At 63.4% G+C, this 17,849-nt stretch carries 18 protein-coding genes; 8 read left to right on the top strand and 10 right to left on the bottom strand.

Annotation, left to right across the window (positions count from 1 at the left end):
- Positions 1–112 precede the first annotated feature (112 nt).
- The gene (locus E1748_RS08085) at positions 113–1,372 is read right to left on the bottom strand and encodes a diaminopropionate ammonia-lyase (protein ID WP_133646573.1); all 1,260 of its coding nucleotides are present in this window, start codon (positions 1,370–1,372) and stop codon (positions 113–115) included.
- Between the two features lie 39 nt (positions 1,373–1,411).
- Positions 1,412–2,587, bottom strand: coding sequence for a M20 aminoacylase family protein (locus tag E1748_RS08090; protein ID WP_133646574.1), 1,176 nt, complete (start codon positions 2,585–2,587; stop codon positions 1,412–1,414).
- 175 nt (positions 2,588–2,762) lie between these two features.
- Here E1748_RS08090 and E1748_RS08095 point away from each other — a divergent pair, with 175 nt between their 5' ends.
- From E1748_RS08095 to E1748_RS08105, 3 genes are all read left to right on the top strand, one after another.
- Positions 2,763–3,230: an Lrp/AsnC family transcriptional regulator gene (locus tag E1748_RS08095; protein ID WP_133646575.1), complete on the top strand. Its 468-nt coding sequence runs from the start codon at positions 2,763–2,765 to the stop codon at positions 3,228–3,230.
- 118 nt (positions 3,231–3,348) lie between these two features.
- A complete protein-coding gene (locus tag E1748_RS08100; protein ID WP_133646576.1) occupies positions 3,349–3,606 on the top strand; it encodes a hypothetical protein in 258 nt (85 codons plus the stop codon).
- A 25-nt stretch (positions 3,607–3,631) separates the two neighbouring features.
- On the top strand, positions 3,632–4,141 hold the full coding sequence (locus tag E1748_RS08105) for a DinB family protein (protein ID WP_133646577.1): 510 nt from the start codon (positions 3,632–3,634) through the stop codon (positions 4,139–4,141).
- A gap of 101 nt (positions 4,142–4,242) precedes the next feature.
- On the opposite strand, the gene E1748_RS08110 is transcribed toward E1748_RS08105, so the two are convergent.
- From E1748_RS08110 to E1748_RS08135, 6 genes are all read right to left on the bottom strand, one after another.
- A complete protein-coding gene (locus E1748_RS08110; protein WP_133646578.1) occupies positions 4,243–5,463 on the bottom strand; it encodes a winged helix-turn-helix domain-containing protein in 1,221 nt (406 codons plus the stop codon).
- Positions 5,464–5,614: 151 nt separating this feature from the next.
- Positions 5,615–5,914, bottom strand: coding sequence for a hypothetical protein (locus tag E1748_RS08115; protein WP_133646579.1), 300 nt, complete (start codon positions 5,912–5,914; stop codon positions 5,615–5,617).
- Between the two features lie 198 nt (positions 5,915–6,112).
- Positions 6,113–7,819, bottom strand: a complete 1,707-nt coding sequence (locus E1748_RS08120; protein ID WP_133646580.1) for an FAD-dependent oxidoreductase — start codon at positions 7,817–7,819, stop codon at positions 6,113–6,115.
- A gap of 75 nt (positions 7,820–7,894) precedes the next feature.
- Positions 7,895–8,887: a DedA family protein/thiosulfate sulfurtransferase GlpE gene (locus E1748_RS08125; RefSeq protein WP_133646581.1), complete on the bottom strand. Its 993-nt coding sequence runs from the start codon at positions 8,885–8,887 to the stop codon at positions 7,895–7,897.
- A gap of 221 nt (positions 8,888–9,108) precedes the next feature.
- Complete coding sequence (locus tag E1748_RS08130; protein ID WP_035560791.1) at positions 9,109–9,360, bottom strand: hypothetical protein; 252 nt, start codon at positions 9,358–9,360, stop codon at positions 9,109–9,111.
- A 318-nt stretch (positions 9,361–9,678) separates the two neighbouring features.
- Positions 9,679–10,272: a DinB family protein gene (locus E1748_RS08135; protein WP_133646582.1), complete on the bottom strand. Its 594-nt coding sequence runs from the start codon at positions 10,270–10,272 to the stop codon at positions 9,679–9,681.
- Positions 10,273–10,427: 155 nt separating this feature from the next.
- Here E1748_RS08135 and E1748_RS08140 point away from each other — a divergent pair, with 155 nt between their 5' ends.
- Positions 10,428–11,840, top strand: coding sequence for a DNA-3-methyladenine glycosylase 2 family protein (locus tag E1748_RS08140; protein ID WP_133646583.1), 1,413 nt, complete (start codon positions 10,428–10,430; stop codon positions 11,838–11,840).
- On the top strand, positions 11,837–12,382 hold the full coding sequence (locus E1748_RS08145; RefSeq protein WP_133646584.1) for a methylated-DNA--[protein]-cysteine S-methyltransferase: 546 nt from the start codon (positions 11,837–11,839) through the stop codon (positions 12,380–12,382). The genes E1748_RS08140 and E1748_RS08145 overlap by 4 nt, the downstream gene beginning before the upstream one ends.
- A gap of 228 nt (positions 12,383–12,610) precedes the next feature.
- Here E1748_RS08145 and E1748_RS08150 read toward each other — a convergent pair whose 3' ends face one another.
- On the bottom strand, positions 12,611–13,267 hold the full coding sequence (locus E1748_RS08150; RefSeq protein WP_133646585.1) for a GntR family transcriptional regulator: 657 nt from the start codon (positions 13,265–13,267) through the stop codon (positions 12,611–12,613).
- A gap of 32 nt (positions 13,268–13,299) precedes the next feature.
- Here E1748_RS08150 and E1748_RS08155 point away from each other — a divergent pair, with 32 nt between their 5' ends.
- Both E1748_RS08155 and E1748_RS08160 read left to right on the top strand, forming a co-directional pair.
- A complete protein-coding gene (locus E1748_RS08155) occupies positions 13,300–14,457 on the top strand; it encodes a pyridoxal phosphate-dependent aminotransferase (RefSeq protein WP_133646586.1) in 1,158 nt (385 codons plus the stop codon).
- A gap of 426 nt (positions 14,458–14,883) precedes the next feature.
- Complete coding sequence (locus tag E1748_RS08160) at positions 14,884–15,465, top strand: H-NS histone family protein (RefSeq protein ID WP_133646587.1); 582 nt, start codon at positions 14,884–14,886, stop codon at positions 15,463–15,465.
- A gap of 248 nt (positions 15,466–15,713) precedes the next feature.
- On the opposite strand, the gene E1748_RS08165 is transcribed toward E1748_RS08160, so the two are convergent.
- Positions 15,714–17,114 (bottom strand): GntP family permease, encoded by a 1,401-nt coding sequence (locus E1748_RS08165; RefSeq protein ID WP_133646588.1) that lies wholly within the window; start codon positions 17,112–17,114, stop codon positions 15,714–15,716.
- A gap of 476 nt (positions 17,115–17,590) precedes the next feature.
- Here E1748_RS08165 and E1748_RS08170 point away from each other — a divergent pair, with 476 nt between their 5' ends.
- Positions 17,591–17,845 (top strand): hypothetical protein, encoded by a 255-nt coding sequence (locus tag E1748_RS08170; protein WP_133646589.1) that lies wholly within the window; start codon positions 17,591–17,593, stop codon positions 17,843–17,845.
- Positions 17,846–17,849 lie beyond the last annotated feature (4 nt).

Here is a 17,849-nt window from a genome sequence, read left to right on the forward strand (position 1 = left end):
GTTTGTCGGCCACGTGACGGGTGCGTCTTTCAGCGTATTGTTGACGTGGCCGTCGCGCAGACGATGCGCGCGACACGTCTCGCGTGCACGGCTTGCATTGCGCGTGCAGCGCTTACTGCTGCGCCTGCTGTTGCTGCACCTGCCGCGTGATAAACCGCTCCTGCGCGGCAAGCACGTCATCCGCACTACGTCCCACGAGTTCGCGATACACCGACGGTGCCGTCGCACCTTCGGTGTTGATCAGCAGCACGCGAGCGTGTGCATCGAGCGAGATGCGTTCACGCGACGCGGCATCGCGCGCCAGCGCAAGCAGACCCGCGACACCCGCAACACCCGATTCGCCGCCGACGATCGGCACGTCCCGAGCGCTCCCCTCCGCGACGATGCGCATCGCGCGCACGGCGGCGTCGTCGGTGACGGTCATGAACGCATCCACAGAGTGCTCGAGAAAACGCCACGCGAGCGGCGACGCCGCACCGCACGCGAGCCCGGCCATCACCGAATCGACCGAACCCGTCGCGTGCGCCGCGCGCTGCGCGAGCGCACTTTGCAGCAGACAGTCGGCCTGCTGCGGCTCGACGACGACGAAGGTCGGCCGCCGCGCGCCCCAACCCTCCGTGAAGTAGCTGACGATCCCAGCCGCGAGACCGCCGACTCCGCCTTGCAGCAGCACGTGCGTGAACGGGCACGCGTCGTCCGGTTGTGCGCTGGCCTGTTCCAGCGCTTCCGCGACGATCGTACCGTAGCCCTGCATCACGTCACGTGGAATGTCTTCGTAGCCGTCCCACGAGGTGTCTGATACGACGTGCCAGTCGTTTTCAGCCGCAAGCCGCGCGGCCTCTTCGACCGACGCATCGTAATTGCCTTCGATACGCACGATCTGCGCGCCGAATGCCGCAATCGATGCTTCGCGTTCCTCGCTCACATGCCGGTGAATCACGATCGCGCAGCGGCAGCCGATCGATTGCGCGGCGGCCGCGAGTGCGCGACCGTGATTGCCGTCGGTCGCGCTGACGACCGTGAAGCGGTCGAGCGACTTCGCATGTCGACCGGTGAACAGATCGGCGGCGTGCCACCCGCGCGCGGCCGGCTGCCGAAGGATCAGCCTCGCGAGCGCGATCGGTGCGCCGAGCGCCTTGAAGCTGCCGAGCGATGCGCGCTTCGACTCGTCCTTGATCGCAAGCTGCGCGATGCCGATCTTCGCGGCGAGATCGGGCAGATGCCACAGCGGCGTCGGTTCACGCGACAGCACGGACCAGTGCGCGAGCCAGCGCCGGCTTTCGTCGGCGCGCGCGACGCTCATGATGAGCTGCAGTGCGTCGCTATAGGGCGCGCGGGTGGCCTGTGGGTTGGGGATGAACGTCGTGGTCATGATTTACCTGGGGCGTGTAATAGCGGGGCATCAATCCAGTCACGCAGAAGCGCGCGGCAAACGTAGCCGCACGATCTCCGCGAAGTAGCGTGCGCCCGTGACGAGCACGTCGTCGTTGAAGTCGTACCGCGCGTTGTGCAATGGCGTGCTGCCCGGGCTGTCGCCATCGCCGTTACCGATGAAAACGAACGCACCGGGCACGACGCGCAGGAAAGCGCCGAAGTCTTCGGAAATCATCATCGGCTGCACGTTCGCGTCGACGTTCTGTGCACCGACGACGCGCGTCGCCGCTTCGACGGCGGTCGGCACGCAGCTTTCCCAGTTCACGGTCGGCGCGAACTCGTGCGTGTAGCTGAATTCGCACTGCGCGCCGTGCAGCGCGCACAACCCTTCAGCGATCTCGCGCATCCGGCGTTCGAGCAGCGCTTGCACGTCGGGCGTATAGCTGCGCGTGTCGCCCTTGATGATCACATTGCTGGGAATCGCGTTGCGGATGCCGTCGGTGAAGAGCTCAGTGCACGAGATGACGGCGGGCACGCTCGGGTCGAGCGTGCGCGACACGACGGTCTGCAATGCAAGCACGATCTGCGCGGCGATCACGATCGGATCGACGCCCATGTGCGGACGTGCAGCATGCGTGCCGCGTCCTTTCACGTGGATCGTGAAGTTGTCTTCGCTGGCCATGATGCCGCCGACGCGCGTTGCGATGTGTCCCGCCGGCATGCCGGGCATGTTGTGCGCGCCGTAGATTTCGTCGATGGGAAAACGCTCGAACAGGCCATCGTCGATCATCGCTTTCGCGCCGCGTCCGTGCTCTTCGGCCGGCTGGAAAATGATCCGCACGGTGCCGTCGAAATCGCGTCGTTCGCACAGCAACTGCGCGGCGCCGAGAATCATCGTCATGTGGCCGTCGTGGCCGCATGCGTGCGATTTGCCCGCGATCTGCGAGACGTATGGGCGATCCGCTGCGTCTTCGGCAATGTTCAGCGCGTCCATCTCCGCGCGCAGACCGATCACGCCGCGTCCGCTGCCGAGCTTGAGACTCGCGACCAACCCTGTGCCACCGATACCGCGCACCACCTCCATGCCGAGATCCGCGAGCACCTGTGCGACGAAGTCCGACGTGTGCACTTCCTCGAAACCGGTTTCCGGATGACGGTGCAACTGGCGACGCCACTGCGTCAGCTGTCGTTCGAACGGGAGGACGGTGCTCATCGGCGGGTCTCCTGGTAAATGAGTCCTGGGTAAATGCGGCGCGGTGCAATGAGTATAGGATCGCGCGGTGAGACGTTTTCCCGGAGCATGACCACCCCACGGGAAAACTTTGCACGCCGCCGTACGACGATGGAAAATCCGTTCGTTCCTCATTCGCCTGATCCGGAGACTCGCGATGGCGCTTGATCGCCTCGATGTGCAGATACTGAACCTGCTACAGGAAGATGCGGCGCTGCCGCTGCGCACGCTCGCGGCGCGCGTGCATAGCTCGGTCGCGACGTGCCAGCGACGCATCGAGCAACTGAAGACCGACGGCGTACTGCTGCGCCAGGTGGCGATCGTCGACCGGCTGAAAGTGGGCCGTGCACTGACCGCGTTCGTGTCGGTCGAACTCGACCGGCAGAACGATGCGTTGCTGCGCGCATTCGAAAAGAAGATGGCAGTCGAGCCCGACGTGATGGCGTGCTACGAAGTGTCCGGTGAATTCGATTTCATGCTGATCGTCAATTCGACTTCGATGGATGCGTATCACGCGTTCACGCGACGCGTGTTTTCATCGAACAACAATGTGCGCAACTTCAAGAGCAACTTCGCGATGAACTGCTCGAAATTCGAAACGAAGATCGCACTCGATGAACCGTGACCGCGCGTGACGCCGCGTGACCCCGCGCGACGTCGCGCCGGATGGACGGCTACGCGCGATCGGTATATAACTGGATGAACGATTTGTTCACTATGACCTGGAAGGAGAGCCGCCTCTCATGACCCGCGAAGCCCCAGACAAACCCCGTACCGACAATGCCGCCGATCTCGAACATCTCGACGCGGCCGTCAGCCACGTTAACGAACTGGTGTCATCCGGCAGCATCGCGACGAGCGCCGCGAGAGGCCTTGTGTACAGCCTGATCGAAACGCTCGGTACACTGCTCGGCGATCCCGATCTGCCGGAGCATGCGCGCTCCGGTTATGAAGGGCTGCTCGAATCCGCGCGCGAACTGCGCGTGAAGCTCGATCGCTGATGACAGGACTCCGTGGAAGAAACTTATGACCGCTACAAACAATGTCCGGATGTTGACCCGCTACAAGGCGTGGGCCAATGAAATCGTGTTTTCGATGGTGACAGCGCTGCCGCCGGAAGAAGCGCTGATGCAACGCAAGACGGGCTTCAAGAACATGGTTCACACGCTGAACCACGCGTACGTGATCGACGCGGTGTTTCAGGCGCATCTGCAAGGACGCTCGCACGGCTACACGGCGCGCAATACGACCGATACTCCGCCGCTTGAAGAATTACGGGAATCAGTTCGCGCGATGGACGCGTGGTACATCGACTTCGCCGACAAGATGTCGGCCGAAGATCTCGACCGGATGATCCGCTTCGAGTTTATCGGCGGCGGCGACGGTGCGATGACGTGCAACGAGATCATTCTTCATATCGTGAATCACGGCACGTATCACCGCGGGTTTGTCGGCGACATGCTGTATCAGGCAGGCGTCAGGCCGGTTGCGACCGATCTGCCGGTGTTCCTGCGCGATGTGCCGCGCGATTTCTAGCAAGTCAGTGAACGACTGGCGTTAGCGTGAGTGACCGCATCGGGCATGACATGTTTCCGTCGATGTCTGACTTGCGTTGCTCTGGCTGAACGCCAGCTACCTCAGTCGCTTTCCATTTCCGCAAGCAGCGCCTTCTTCAACGGCGACGGCGCCGACGTAATCTCCAGTTGCGGCGTGCCATGCCATTGCGCACAGCGTTGCAGCGCGCGCCGCAGATCCGCGATCAGTCGACCGCTGATGCGCACGCCATCTTCAAGATGCACCGCCTTCAGTTCGAACACGCCGCTCGTGCGATGCGCCTTTGCATCGACGCGGCCCACCAGTTTTCCGCGACTCAGCAACGGCAGCACGAAGTAGCCATAGCGACGTTTCGCGGCGGGCGTATAGCACTCGATCACATAATCGAAATCGAACAGCGCCGCTGCGCGCTTGCGGTCCCACACGACCGGATCGAACGGCGACAGCACGGTCGTCACGCTCGACGCGATGCGCCCGTTCGCGGCATCGTCGACGAGCGGCGCAAACTCGCGATGCACGAACGCATCGTGCTTCCATCCTTCTACCTGGACCGGCAGCAATTCGCCCGCATCGGCGAGCGCATGCAGCGCATCGGTGTACGGGCGGCGCGGCAGACGGTAGTAATCGGCGACCCAGTCGGCGCGCACAATGCCGAGCGCGCGGCAACTGCGTTCGAGCAACGCGCGGGTGACGGTGCCGGCGGGCGGTAGATCGCGTGCGTCGTTCCAGCTCGGCAGCACGCGCTCGGTCAGATCGTAGACGCGCTGGAAATTGCGCCGCTCCGCGACCATCAACTCGCCGATCGCGAACAGCACTTCCAGGTGCCGCTTCTCCGGTTTCCAGTCCCACCAGCCGCTGCCCGTGCCGGCTTCGCGCGCGAAATCGGCGGAGCGCACGGGACCGGTCGCGCGGATGTGTTCGAGCAGCGCCGCGATGTCGTCGCGATACTGCGCATGCCACTCGGCCGCGTATTTCCAGCCCATGTCCGACGGATCGAGCATCCGGTGACGCAGCAGACCGTAGTCCTCGATCGGCACGAAACACGCCTCGTGCGACCAGTATTCGAACAGACGACCTTCCGCGAGATGCTCGTCGAGCCACTGTTGCGGGTACGCGCCGATGCGGCTGAACAGAACGAGGTAGGGGCTGCGCGCGACGACGTGGATCGTGTCGATCTGCAGTTGCGCCATCCGCCGGATCGCGTCGAGGACGTCGGCTTTAGTGGCCTTGCGGCGCGGCGGAGTCAGCAGGCCTTGTGCGGCCAGGTGCAGCGTGCGGGCTGCGGAGAGAGGAAGTGTGTTCACGCAGTCGATCGGCGATGGAAGGCGGCTTCGGCACACGCCGGGCGCCGCACGGAATCGCTACTGTAGCGTGAAGCGGCGATTCGCGAGCGGCGCGGTTCGAGCCTGGCCTGGCGCCCGGCGCGACGGCCGCGCGGATCGTGCTGCGTGAAGATCAGTAACGGCCGCGATGATGGTCCCAGCCGCGTCCGCCACCATGATCCCATCCACGGTGTTCGCCGCGATCGTGCCAGCGGCGTTCGCGCCAGCCGCCGCCGTAACCATACCCGCCGCCATAGTACGGTGCAGGTGCGTAGACGACGGGGGGCGGCTGATAGATGACCGGCGGCGGCGCGGCGTAGACCGGTCCGGGCGCGCCCAGATAGACGCCGACGTTGACGTGAGCGGATGCGCTCGCCGAAGCGAACACGGTTGCGATGCCGAGTGCTGCGAGTAGCAGGGTGCGTTGAATCATGTCCGTCCTCTTTTGCTGTTCGTCGCGCCGTCAGGTGCTATCAAAATGCTGACTGAATATTACGATGCAGAAAGCAGGTCGGGTGCAAGCAGAGTCTGTGATGTGTAACGGTCGGTAAGTGCGGGCGATAAAAAAGGCAGCGCGGCTTGTGTGCCGTGCTGCCTTTTCTTGCTTGCCCACGAGGGCAAGCCCTACAACTTACGCCCCGAGCGCGATCGCTTCGCCCGCATTGACCGCGAGCATCTGGTGAATCTGCGACACAACTGCCGCGCCTTCACCGACCGCCGCCGCGACGCGCTTCGTCGAGCCGGCGCGCGCGTCGCCGATCGCGAACACGCCGTCGACGCTGGTGGTCAGCGAGCACGAGTTGTCGCCGTCGACGCCGGTCAGCACGAAGCCCTTCGGATCAAGTTGCACGCCGCAGGTGCGCAGCCAGTCGGTATTCGGATCGGCGCCGGTGAAGAGGAACAGATGGCGCGTATTGAACTGCTGCGTGCCGTCAGGCAGCGGCTTTTTCAGTCCGACTGACGTAAGCCCGCTTTCGTCGCCGTCGATCCCGCCGATTTCCGTGTGCGGATGAACGATCACGTTCGGCAGCGACGCGATGCGGTCGATCAGATAACGCGACATCGTCGCGGCGAAATCGCTGCGGCGGATCAGTACGTGCACGCGCTTCGCGTGCGTCGCGAGATAAACGATGGCCTGGCCCGCCGAATTGCCGCCGCCGACCAGCACGATCTCTTCGTGCTTGCACAGCTTCGCCTCGACCGGCGACGCCCAGTAGTACACGCCGCGACCGTCGAAACGCTCGAGTCCTTCGATCGCCGGCCGGCGGTACACCGCGCCGCTCGCGATCACGATCGCCTGCGCGGTCACGCTGCCGCCGCACTTCAGCTCGAGACGATGCGGCTGCTCGTCGCAATGCAGCGCCTTCACCTTGACCGGAATCGCGACGTGCGCGCCGAACTTCTGCGCCTGCACGAACGCCCGGCCTGCGAGCGCCTGCCCGGTGATGCCGGTCGGGAAGCCGAGATAGTTTTCGATCCGCGAGCTGGCGCCCGCCTGGCCGCCAGGCGCGCGCGAGTCGAGCACGATCACCGACAAACCCTCCGATGCCGCGTACACCGCAGTCGCCAGTCCGGCCGGACCGGCACCGACGATCGCGACGTCGTACACGCGCGAGTTGTCGAGATCGGGCAGCAGGCCGAGGCAGGTCGCGAGTTCGGGATCGCTCGGATGACGCAGCACCGAACCGTCCGGACAGATCACGAGCGGCAGATCTTCCGGGCGCTCGGCGAACTGTTCGATCAGGCCGAGTGCGTCCTCGTCGCGTTCGTCGATCACCGAATGCGGATGACCATTGCGCGAAAGAAAGCCTTGCAGTGAGACGAGTCTCGAATCATTGCGTTTACCGACGAGAATCGGACCGCCCGCGCCTTTCTCGATCAGCGCCACGCGACGCAGGATCAGCGCACGCATGATGCGTTCGCCGAGATCGGCTTCCGCGACGATCAACGCGCGCAGCCGTTCCGGCACGAGCAGCAGACATTCGGTCGGTTCGAGTGCAACGCCGTTCACGAGTGCGGGACGGCCGGACAGCTGACCGACTTCGGCCATGAAATCACCGTACCGATGTTCGGTTACCACGTGCTCGCGACCGAGACCGTCGCGCTGGTAAATTTTCACGACGCCTTCGAGCACGACGAACATGCCCGGACCGGGCTGGCCGGTCTCGAACAGCATCTCGCCCGGCTGCCAGCGATGGACTTCGCCGAAGCGGCGCATGCGCTCGATCTCTTCGGTCGAGAGCTTCGGGAACATCTGATGACCCCGGGTGGACAGATTCGAGAACGGCGCGTCGGCGACGACGTCCGGCTGAATCACTACATCGTGAATTGCTCCCATCGATTCACTCCTTCACTTGACGCGCGCCGCGATGGGGTTGGGCGCTGCGATTGCGCGGCGGGCGCGCTTATACGGTTATGCGGGGTTCGGCGTGATGTGCACGTCGGCTGGATGGTCGGACTCTTCGATCAGCGCCTCGACTTCGCAGCCCGCATCGCGCCATGCGTCGAGGCCGCCGAGCAGCGGCACGACGTCGGCGAAACCGGCGTCGGTCATCTTTTTCGCCATCCATGCCGCCGAAATTTCGTTCGGGCACGAACAATAGATCACGATCTTGTGATCGTGCGGGTACTTCGCGACGATCTGGTCGAGTTCGCGTTCGTCCGCGAAGATCGAGCCTGGAATCACGAACGGGTCGAGCGTGCGCTTCTCGCGCGAGCGGATGTCGAACAGCACGACCGGCGGCGCCTTGGCGAGCATGATCTTGTACAGCTCGTCGACGCCGATCCGCGCGGAGGCGAGCTTCTTGATCAGCTGCCGACGCCGGTACCAGCGGTACGCGGCATAAAGCAGCAACAGCACGACCACGACGCCGGCCGTCAGTTTGCCGAGGCGGCTCGCGCCGGCGAACAGCATGTCGATCTGCGGCGCGAACATCACGCCGAGCACCAGCCCGACGCCGGCCCACAGTGCCGCGCCGATCGCGTCGTAGCTCAGAAACGCACGGTAGGTCGTGCCCATCGCGCCGGCCATCGGGATCGAGACGATCGACAGGCCCGGGACGAACTTCGCCACCGCGAGCACGCGCACGCCCCAGCGGCCGAAAAAGCGTTCGGTCTTTTTCACGCAGGTATCGCGCGACAGCGACAGCTTGCACAGCGTTTTCAGCGTGTTGCCGCCGTACAGCCGGCCGGCGAGGAACCACACGCTGTCGCCGATCAACGTCGCGAAGACGGCGAGAACCAGCACCGGCAGCAACTGCGTACCGACTGAAGCGGGATGAAGGGCCGCCATGGCGCCGAACAGGACGAGTGTCGGCATCGCGGGCACGGGCAGCCCGAGCGAAGCGGCGAGAACATTACCAAAAACCAGTACAGGCCCGTACTGTTCGACGAGGTCATGTAGCATCGACTTACCTGGCGGCCTTGAGAGCCGCGATGTGACGGGAACCCAACGATTATGGACGCATTTTCGAGACGTGCAAGGGTTCCCGAACGTAGTCGGTCATGGCGCCGGACCGTGGCGACCGATGGGCATTACGAGCAAGGGGAATCGCGGCAGCGGGACAAAGCGGCGGCGCCCGCAAAACTCGCCACTGCGCTGGCCGCCGCGCCGGATTTTATTGAACGTTATTGACGGTGATTGTGCTGTTCGCCGGGCAGTTCGGCGCCGTGCGCACGGATCGCGGCGATCAGTTCGGCGGGCGTGATTTCGTAGCGCACTTCACGATGAATGCCGGGCTTGCGCTCGTCGACTTCGACCAGAAGGATGCCTTTACCGTCTTCTGTCGATTCGAGGCGCAGCGAACGCAGTTCGCGCGCCGTCGCGTCGTCGTATTCGGTGAGCAGGGCCATGGACCCGGAAGACCCGGTAGTACGCATCGACTGTCCTCGTTTCATTGTTGAATCGAACCATCATTGTATGGGCGGGTGCGCGTGCCGTCTGTCGTACAGCGCTCACAGGGCGTGCTTTGCCGGGCGTGGGCGCTGCGGCGCGCCTGACCTGCCGCAGAGTAATCGGACCCAGTTTAACGCGACTCGCGATTTCGCCGTTTGCCTTTTTACATGTCCCGGTGCGGCGCAGCGAATGCGCTTGACGTCGTGCGCCGATGTCATGCCTGTGTAGCACCTGCGTATTACGCTGCGACGCAGTGGCGGCGCGGGTTGGCTCGCGGGTGACCTCGCGGGCGACCTGTTTGTTCAACGGGGTGGGGGCGGTTCGATCTTCAGCGCGGCCAGTTCGCGGTCGCGCACCGGTGTATCGGCAATCAGGAAGTATTCGTCGAGTTGCGGCGGCGCGATCGCAGTGCCGGACAACATCGCGTGTGCCTGGCCGCGATGATGAATCTGATGAATGAATAGATGCGGCAGAACGGTGCCGACCGTCTCGCGATGAATGCCGATACGCGGCCCCCGGTCGATGCGGACTTCGCGCCCCAGCGCGGTTTCGTCCAGCGCATCGCAAAATGCGATGACCGCACGGTCGGTGTCCGACTGCGCGGCCCATAGGTCGGCGGCATGCGGCCATGGCTCCTCGTCGTCGAAGATCGCGAGCCCCATGCCGCCGTCGACCATCGCATCAAGATAGTAGCGATCCACCAGCAGCACGTGATTCAGCGTTTGCCGTAGCGACGGGAAGAAACTCGTGCGCGGGGCGGCGAAGGCTGCGTCGTCGAGCGCGAGGCACGCGCCGAACAGGCGTGCGTTCGACCACGCGTTGTTGCGCGCCATCGCCGAGTAATGGGCGGTGAGCGAAGCGGCGGCCGATGAGGCAGACTTGATGGACGTGGTCATATCGGTTCTCCGTCGACGGGTGCGTGTCCGGTGCCCGTCAGCGTAGCACCCTCGCGAGCGCTGCCCCGAAGGGCCGTCGAAACCGCCCGCCGCCGCGTCACACTCATGTCCGATTCCGGCCAGAGTTCGTGCGCCGCCCAGGCTACAGTACCCCCATGGAACTCGATCGCAATACCTGCTACACGGCCGTGCTGGCCCGCGACCGGCGCTTCGACGGCTGGTTTTTTGTTGCCGTGACGTCGACCGGCATTTACTGCCGCACGGTCTGCCCGGTGCGCCCGCCGAAGCTCGAAAACTGCCGTTTCTATCCGAACGCGGCTGCTGCGGAACGGGCCGGCTTCCGGCCGTGCCTGCGCTGCCGTCCCGAGCTTGCGCCGGGGCATGGTTTGCTCGACGTGTCGCGGCGGCTCGCGCAGGCGGCGGCCGCGCTGATCGGCGCGGGCTTTCTGAACGACGGCAACCTGACCGCGCTGGCGGGACGGGTTGGCGTCAGCACACGTCATCTGCGGCGGATCTTCGAAGCGGAGTTCGGTGTGTCGCCGATCGAGTACGCGCAGACGCAGCGTCTGCTGCTCGCGAAACGCCTGCTTGCCGAAACCGCGTTGCCGGCTGCGCAGGTCGCGCTGACGTCCGGCTTCGGCAGCGTGCGACGCTTCAACGATCTGTTCAGCCGTCGCTACGGATTCAGTCCGGCGCGCGTGCGCAAACGCGCGGTGACTGCGGTGTCCGACGCCGATATGTTGTCGCTCGAGTTGCCGTACCGGCCACCGTTCGCGTGGGATGCGCTCCTGTATATCCTCACCGGTCAGGCGATAAGTGGCGTGGAGCGCGTGACGCACGACAGCTATCTGCGCGCCCTTGAAGTGCCGCACGACGGTGCGTTTTTGACCGGCTGGCTGCGCGCGACGCATCTGCCACAGCGTCAGGCGCTGCGGATTGCGGTGTCGTCTTCGCTAACGCCGGCAGTGCCGTCGCTGCTCGCGCAGGTGCGACGCTTTTTCGATCTCGACTGCCGGCCCGATCTGATCGATGCGCAACTCGGTGCGCTCGCCACGTCGACGCCGGGCCTGCGCGTACCGGGTGCGTTCGACGGTTTCGAAATCGCATTGCGTGCGATCGCGTTGCGCGAGTGGTCGCCGGTCGAGGCGCACGGCTGGCTGCAGCGCATCGCGGACACGTTCGGCTCGCCGGTCGCACATGCACCCGAAGGGTTGCGTCGCGCGTTTCCGCGTGCGGATGCGCTCGTCGATGTGTCTGCGGATGCGTTGTGCGCGACCGGTTTGCCTGCCCGTGCCGCCGCATGCGTGCTGACGCTTGCCGCCGAAGTCGCACAGCAGCGCGTGTTTCTCGAACCGTTCACGCCGCTCGATGAAACGCTTGCGCATCTGCGCGATGTCGTGGGTCTCGACGAGTGGTCGGTGCAATACATCGCGATGCATGCGCTCGGCTGGCCGAATGCATACCCGGTGAATGAGAGCGTGGACGATAGCGAACGCTGGGCACCGTGGCGTGCCTACGCGGTCCAGCACATCGCCTACGCAGCCGCACAACAGGCGAGTGCCGCATGAGTACGACCTGCATGTTCGTGCCGAGCCCGCTCGGCGACATCCTGCTGCGCGCGGAAGACGATGCGCTGACCGGTCTCTTCTTCGTCGGACAGAAGTATTTTCCTGCGATGGATGCCGCTTCGGTTGCACCGCGCTGCACGTCGCCGGACGAATTTCCGCGAGCGTTGCCACGCGTGCTGCGCGACGCGCAGATGCAGCTCGTCGAATACTTCGCGGGCGAACGGCACGCGTTCACGCTGCCGTTGCGGCCGCGCGGCACCTCGTTTCAACGCAGCGTCTGGGATCAGCTCGTGAGGATTCCGTACGGCGAGATCGAGAGCTATGGACGCATCGCGCGACGTCTCGGTCTCGCGGCCGGTAGCGCGCGTGCGGTGGGCGCCGCGAACGGGCGCAATCCTGTGTCGATCGTCGTGCCGTGTCATCGCGTGATATCGAGTGCGGGTGATCTCACCGGCTACGCGGGTGGCCTGCACAGGAAGCAGGCGCTGCTGTCGCTCGAACGTCCCGAGAGTGTGCAGCAACAGCAGATCGCGTTGCTCTGATCGTTGACCACGCACGAACGTACGATAAAAAAAAGCCCGTCCGACAGGGACGGGCCGCCTAAACGCCGTTGTTACTCGAGTCAGCCTGATCGCACGATCGCACTTCTGCTGACGGCATTATCGTGAGCCGTCGATATCCGCTTGTCGAGGTGGGGCTAACGCCGATCTATCAGACCAATCCGCTGGTTTCTTTAGCGGACTTCCTTAAGCAAACACGTGTTTGCATCGTCATGCTGACCGATGCGCGTGCAACGCTTCGAGCATCACAATGCCGGCCTCGGTGATGTGTTCTTTGGTCAGGCGTTTGGCGAGTCGCCGGTCTTTCGCTTCGACGGCCGCGAGAATCTGCGTGTGCTCGGCAAACGACGTGTCCTGATACGCGGCCAGTTGCCAGACCAGTCGCAGATAGCGGTCCGCTTTCTGCCATAGCGATTCGAGCGCATCCATCAGATGTCGCTTGCCACCTGCCGAATAGATCGCGCGATGGAACGCCCAGTTGTCCTTCGACCACTGATCGACGTCGCTTGCACGTGCATCCTGTTCGAGCACGCTGCGGGCGGTCACGGCATCGGCGGGACTGAATGCATCGATCGCCGTATCGAGCGCGAGCAGTTCGAGCGCGACGCGCATCGCCTGCAATTCCTCTGCTTCGTCGCGCGTCATCGCGGACACGAATGCGCCGCGATTCGGCAAGATCGTGACGAAGCCGCGCGCTTCGAGCTGAATGAACGCCTCGCGCACGGGGATATGGCTCGTGCCGAATTCCTCCGCGATACGGTCCTGCCGTAACTGCGTGCCCGGCGTCAGTTCGCCGCGCAGGATGCGCTCGCACAGACGCTCGCATAACGACTCGGAAAAAACCTTTGCACCGGCGGACTTCTTCATTTTAATATATTAAAAACGATGAGGAGGTAGATATGACGGTATCACGTTTGCGAAATATTCCCGGCATCGGCGTCGACAAGATGGGCGACGCGGCCGACGCATCGAGCGATCGCGACATTCTACGGCTCGAGAATCTGGATACCGATCTGCGGCCGCCGGTCGACGCGATCCGCCGCACACACGAAGCGATCGACGACGACGATGCGAACAGCTACCTGCCGTTCACGGGTCAGCTTGCGTTGCGCGAGGCGGCGGTTGCGCGGGTCGGGTTGAGTGCGGGCACCTCATACGATGCCGCAAGCGAATGCGTGATTTCGGCCGGTGGTCTTGCCGGCATTCTCAACGTGCTGCTGTCGATCCTCGAACCCGGCGACGAAGTTGTGCTGACCGATCCGACTTACGCGGGGCTGATCAATCGCGTGAGGCTCGCGGGCGGCGAGCCGAGGTTCGCGCGGCTCGTTCCATCGGCGGACGGCTGGCGGCTTGACCTCGACAGCCTCGCAGCGGCGATCGGGCCACGCACGCGTGCGCTACTCGTGATGTCGCCATCGATGCCGAGCGGTTTCGTCGCGACGCGGGCCGAATGGGAGGCGATCGCTGAGCACTGCCGACGTGCCGATGCGTGGCTCGTCTACGACGCCGCGATGGAGCGCATCGTGTTCGACGGTCGCGAGATCGTGCATCCCGCGTCGTTGCCCGAGATGCGCGCGCGGACCATCACGGTCGGCTCGGTATCGAAGGAATACCGGATGATCGGCTGGCGGGTCGGCTGGATCGTCGGACCGGAAGCGATCATGGGAGACGTGCGATTGACCAGTCTGTCTAACGTGGTGTGCCAGGTCGGTATCGGCATGCCGGGTGCGGCGGCCGCGTTGACCTCGAAGCACGATGGCGTCGCGGAAGCGGTCGCGCAATGGCAGGCACGTCGCGATCTGCTGTTGCGCGAGCTACGCGATTTGCCGGTCGTGCGTCCCGACGGCGGATGGTCGTTATTGATCGACACCGTGCAACTGGGTCTTGCTTCGACCGACGCATCGCGTCTGCTGTTCGAAAAGGGCGACGTCGCGGCAACGCCGATGACCGGTTGGGGCCCGCAGGCCGAGCGCTATTTGCGCTTCGTGTTCGCGAATGAGCCGCTCGAACGGCTCGCCGATATCCGCGAACGCGTGCGTCGTGCATGGAACGTTTAGGCGCAAAGAGGGGTTAGCGAAGCCGCGTTGAGGCTTGAGCAAGCGGCTAGCCGGATATGCCCGGCGTCTCATTGTCGTGAAGCCTGAAATGCAATGCGCGGGTCAGACTACGCGATGCATAGATGTCCGGATAAACGATCGAATACGCCGATATGCGATGCGGCAGCACGAAATGGGCCCTGGTCACTGCATCTATATAGCGACCTTGCAATCGCATTCCGCTTGAATTAATTCAATGCGAAAGCAGTCGGGGCACGCGAACAGATCCCGTAGCCGTCCCAGCGTAAATCATGTGCTGAAGCTATTCAAAGGCATCGCTTTGAGAAGCGTCCTTACTGAAATTTGCTGTAACCGATTCTCTAAAGAGTAGCGTCGCCTTTGATATTCGTGGCATAGTGCCCCCACGTTACTTAACGGGAGGCTCGAATGGCCACGCTCGAACAGATTCAGACACGTATGAAAAAGCTCCAGGCGCAAGCGGAAAAGATCATCGCCACCCGTGCGCAAGCTGCACTCGATCAGATCCGCGCGCTGATGATCAAACATGGTTTGACCAGCGAAGATATCGAAGCGCGTGCAAAGGCACGCCGGGAAGGTGCACGAGGCGTGGGCAGGCCGGCTAAGGGAACGAAAGCGCCTAAGGTGGCCAAGGGCAAGCTGCCGCCGAAGTATCTGAATCCGAAGACCGGCGAAACGTGGAGCGGCCATGCGCGTCCGCCGGCATGGATCAAGGACGTCAAGGATCGCTCGAAATTCCTGATTGCCGGTGCTGCCGACGGTGCCGCAAGCACGGCTAAAGCAGCGACGAAGAAAGTAGCCGGCAAGAAGGCTGCGGCAAAAAAGGCGGTCGGCGCAAAGAAAACCGCGAAGAAAACCGCTGGTGCCAAGGCGCCCGCGAAGAAAGCCGGGGCCAAAAAGACCGCAGCTAAAAAAGCACCCGCAAAGAAAGCTGCCGCAAAGAAAGCGGCTGTTGCAGCCGCACCGGCCGCCGCAGCAGCGCAAGCGTGACGTCATGAAAAAGGGCGCATCGCGCGCCCTTTCGTTGTAACGAGCCCGCTCTTTCTGCAGCGGGCGTCGTATTCCCCAGATTCCCAAATTCAAGTGCTTTCTTTGGCGCGGTCCGCTCGCCGGAGAGCGCGTTGCCGTGATTCTTGAAGTCGATCTACGCGGGCTGCGGGCAGCGTAACGGGTTCAGATAGCGGGACGTGCAGTCATTTTTCCAGAAGACCACACATCGCCGCTCGATCCAGGGTCCGTTAAACAAGCCCGGTCGCGTAGTACAGCGCGATGACGAAGAACACCGCCAGCGTCTTGATCACCGTAACCGCGAAGATGTCGCGATACGATTCGCGATGCGTCAGGCCGGTCACCGCCAGCAACGTGATGACGGCACCGTTGTGCGGCAACGTGTCCATCCCGCCGCTTGCCATCGCGACGACGCGATGCAGGACGTCCAGCGGAATATGCGCGGCTTGCGCGCCCTTGATGAACGTGTCGGACATCGCCGCGAGCGCAATGCTCATGCCGCCGGATGCCGAACCGGTAATCCCCGCCAGCGAACTCACCGACACGGCCGCGTTGACGAGCGGATTCGGAATGCTCTTCAGCGCATCGCTGACCACCAGAAAGCCGGGCAGCGCGGCGATCACGCCGCCGAAACCATATTCGGAAGCCGTGTTCAGCGACGCCAGCAGCGCGCCGGCGACCGCGGCCTTGGTGCCCGTCGCAAAGCGTTCGCGCACACGTCCAAACGCGGTGATCACGACCAGCACGATTCCCAGCAGCAGCGCACCTTCCACCGACCAGATCGCGACGACGCTTTTGATCGACGTCGTGACCGGCGCATGGATGCCGGGCAGCACGTCGGGCGTCACGGTGTATGACGCGCCGTACCAGTCGGGGATCATGCGCGTGAGCATGAAGTTCGCGACGCCGACCAGCACGAGCGGCGCGAGAGCCAGCAGCGGATGCGGCAGATGCGATGCTTCGACGCGTTCCGGCTCGTTGACGAGCGATGTACCGTAGCCTTCGCCTTTCTTCATCGCGGCGCGGCGACGCCATTCGAGAAACGTCAGACCGACGACGATGATGAAGATCGACCCCGCCACGCCGAGCACCGGGGCAGCCCAGGCGGTGGTCTTGAAGAACGTCGTGGGGATGATGTTCTGGATCTGCGGGGTGCCCGGCAGCGAATCCATCGTGAACGAGAACGCGCCGAGCGCGATTGCACCGGGCATCAGACGCTTCGGAATGTTGCTTTGCCGGTAGAGTTCGGCCGCGAACGGATAGACCGCGAACACGACGACGAACAGCGACACGCCGCCGTAAGTCAGCAGCGCGCAGACGGCGACGATCACTGCGTTAGCGCGCGAACGTCCGATATAGCGGATCGCGGCCGCGACGATCGACTCGGAAAAGCCCGACAGCTCGATGACCTTGCCGAATACCGCACCGAGCAGGAACACCGGGAAATAGAGCTTCACGAAACCGACCATCTTGTCCATGAAGATGCCGGAGAACACCGGTGCGACTGCTGACGGATCGGTTAGCAATACGGCGCCGAGCGCCGCGATCGGCGCGACGAGAATCACGCTATAGCCGCGATACGCAGCGAACATCAGGAACAGCAAAGCGGCAAGGACGATCACGAAGGACATGGAGTCTCCAGACAAAGTGCATTCGGCAAGCAGGCGTTCGATCGTTTCACCTGACACGCCGTTTATATCGCGCAGTTGTTTCCGTTATTTTTCGAAAGTGTCATGCGAAGAACAGGCGGGCATTGCATCTGCAATAGCCGTCGGCGCCGGTCATCATAACGTTGTCTGCGTGAATGCTGTACGCGACACGGCACTCAATCGTATTGAGAGACGAGCCTTAATGAGCCGCACGAAATGAACCACCCAAAAGACGGGGCATTAATGTGACACACGCTTTGCATTTTTACGTAACCACGAGGTCGGGCTAAATCTGTAGGGTCGATGAGCTGCAACACACGCTGGCACGAACATGACGCATCGCCCCCTACAAGACGCTTGCCGCATCAGACTGAATAACTGTCACGCAAGTGTCGATTTGCAACCCGCGCATGGCACAATCTCGTCGTCGAAAAACAAGAAGCCGATCGGGGTTCTTCATGGAACACAATCGTCGTTTATTCCGGGTGGGCGCGATGCTCGCCGTTGCCGGCTGCGTCGCTCTTGCGGGCTGCGGCAGCAGCGCGCCGCTGTTTCTGTCGGACGGCCGGCCGACCACGCAGGTGCAATGTCCGGACGGCCAGGATTCGTGCGAGCAGCAGGCGCGCGCGGCGTGCGGCGGCGCGTTCGATACCGTGCGCCAGTCCACCGACAACGGTCAGCGCTCACTGCTGTACGCGTGCAAGCCGAAGTGACCTA

The sequence above is a fragment of the Paraburkholderia flava genome (genome assembly GCF_004359985.1).
GTDB classification, from domain to species: domain Bacteria; phylum Pseudomonadota; class Gammaproteobacteria; order Burkholderiales; family Burkholderiaceae; genus Paraburkholderia; species Paraburkholderia flava.

Coding starts and splice junctions, on each gene's coding strand:
- E1748_RS08085 (WP_133646573.1), bottom strand. CDS start 1,372: ATGACCACGACGTTCATCCCCAACCCACAGGCCACCCGCGCGCCCTAT.
- E1748_RS08090 (WP_133646574.1), bottom strand. CDS start 2,587: ATGAGCACCGTCCTCCCGTTCGAACGACAGCTGACGCAGTGGCGTCGC.
- E1748_RS08095 (WP_133646575.1), top strand. CDS start 2,763: ATGGCGCTTGATCGCCTCGATGTGCAGATACTGAACCTGCTACAGGAA.
- E1748_RS08100 (WP_133646576.1), top strand. CDS start 3,349: ATGACCCGCGAAGCCCCAGACAAACCCCGTACCGACAATGCCGCCGAT.
- E1748_RS08105 (WP_133646577.1), top strand. CDS start 3,632: ATGACCGCTACAAACAATGTCCGGATGTTGACCCGCTACAAGGCGTGG.
- E1748_RS08115 (WP_133646579.1), bottom strand. CDS start 5,914: ATGATTCAACGCACCCTGCTACTCGCAGCACTCGGCATCGCAACCGTG.
- E1748_RS08120 (WP_133646580.1), bottom strand. CDS start 7,819: ATGGGAGCAATTCACGATGTAGTGATTCAGCCGGACGTCGTCGCCGAC.
- E1748_RS08125 (WP_133646581.1), bottom strand. CDS start 8,887: ATGCTACATGACCTCGTCGAACAGTACGGGCCTGTACTGGTTTTTGGT.
- E1748_RS08130 (WP_035560791.1), bottom strand. CDS start 9,360: ATGCGTACTACCGGGTCTTCCGGGTCCATGGCCCTGCTCACCGAATAC.
- E1748_RS08135 (WP_133646582.1), bottom strand. CDS start 10,272: ATGACCACGTCCATCAAGTCTGCCTCATCGGCCGCCGCTTCGCTCACC.
- E1748_RS08140 (WP_133646583.1), top strand. CDS start 10,428: ATGGAACTCGATCGCAATACCTGCTACACGGCCGTGCTGGCCCGCGAC.
- E1748_RS08145 (WP_133646584.1), top strand. CDS start 11,837: ATGAGTACGACCTGCATGTTCGTGCCGAGCCCGCTCGGCGACATCCTG.
- E1748_RS08150 (WP_133646585.1), bottom strand. CDS start 13,267: ATGAAGAAGTCCGCCGGTGCAAAGGTTTTTTCCGAGTCGTTATGCGAG.
- E1748_RS08155 (WP_133646586.1), top strand. CDS start 13,300: ATGACGGTATCACGTTTGCGAAATATTCCCGGCATCGGCGTCGACAAG.
- E1748_RS08160 (WP_133646587.1), top strand. CDS start 14,884: ATGGCCACGCTCGAACAGATTCAGACACGTATGAAAAAGCTCCAGGCG.
- E1748_RS08165 (WP_133646588.1), bottom strand. CDS start 17,114: ATGTCCTTCGTGATCGTCCTTGCCGCTTTGCTGTTCCTGATGTTCGCT.
- E1748_RS08170 (WP_133646589.1), top strand. CDS start 17,591: ATGGAACACAATCGTCGTTTATTCCGGGTGGGCGCGATGCTCGCCGTT.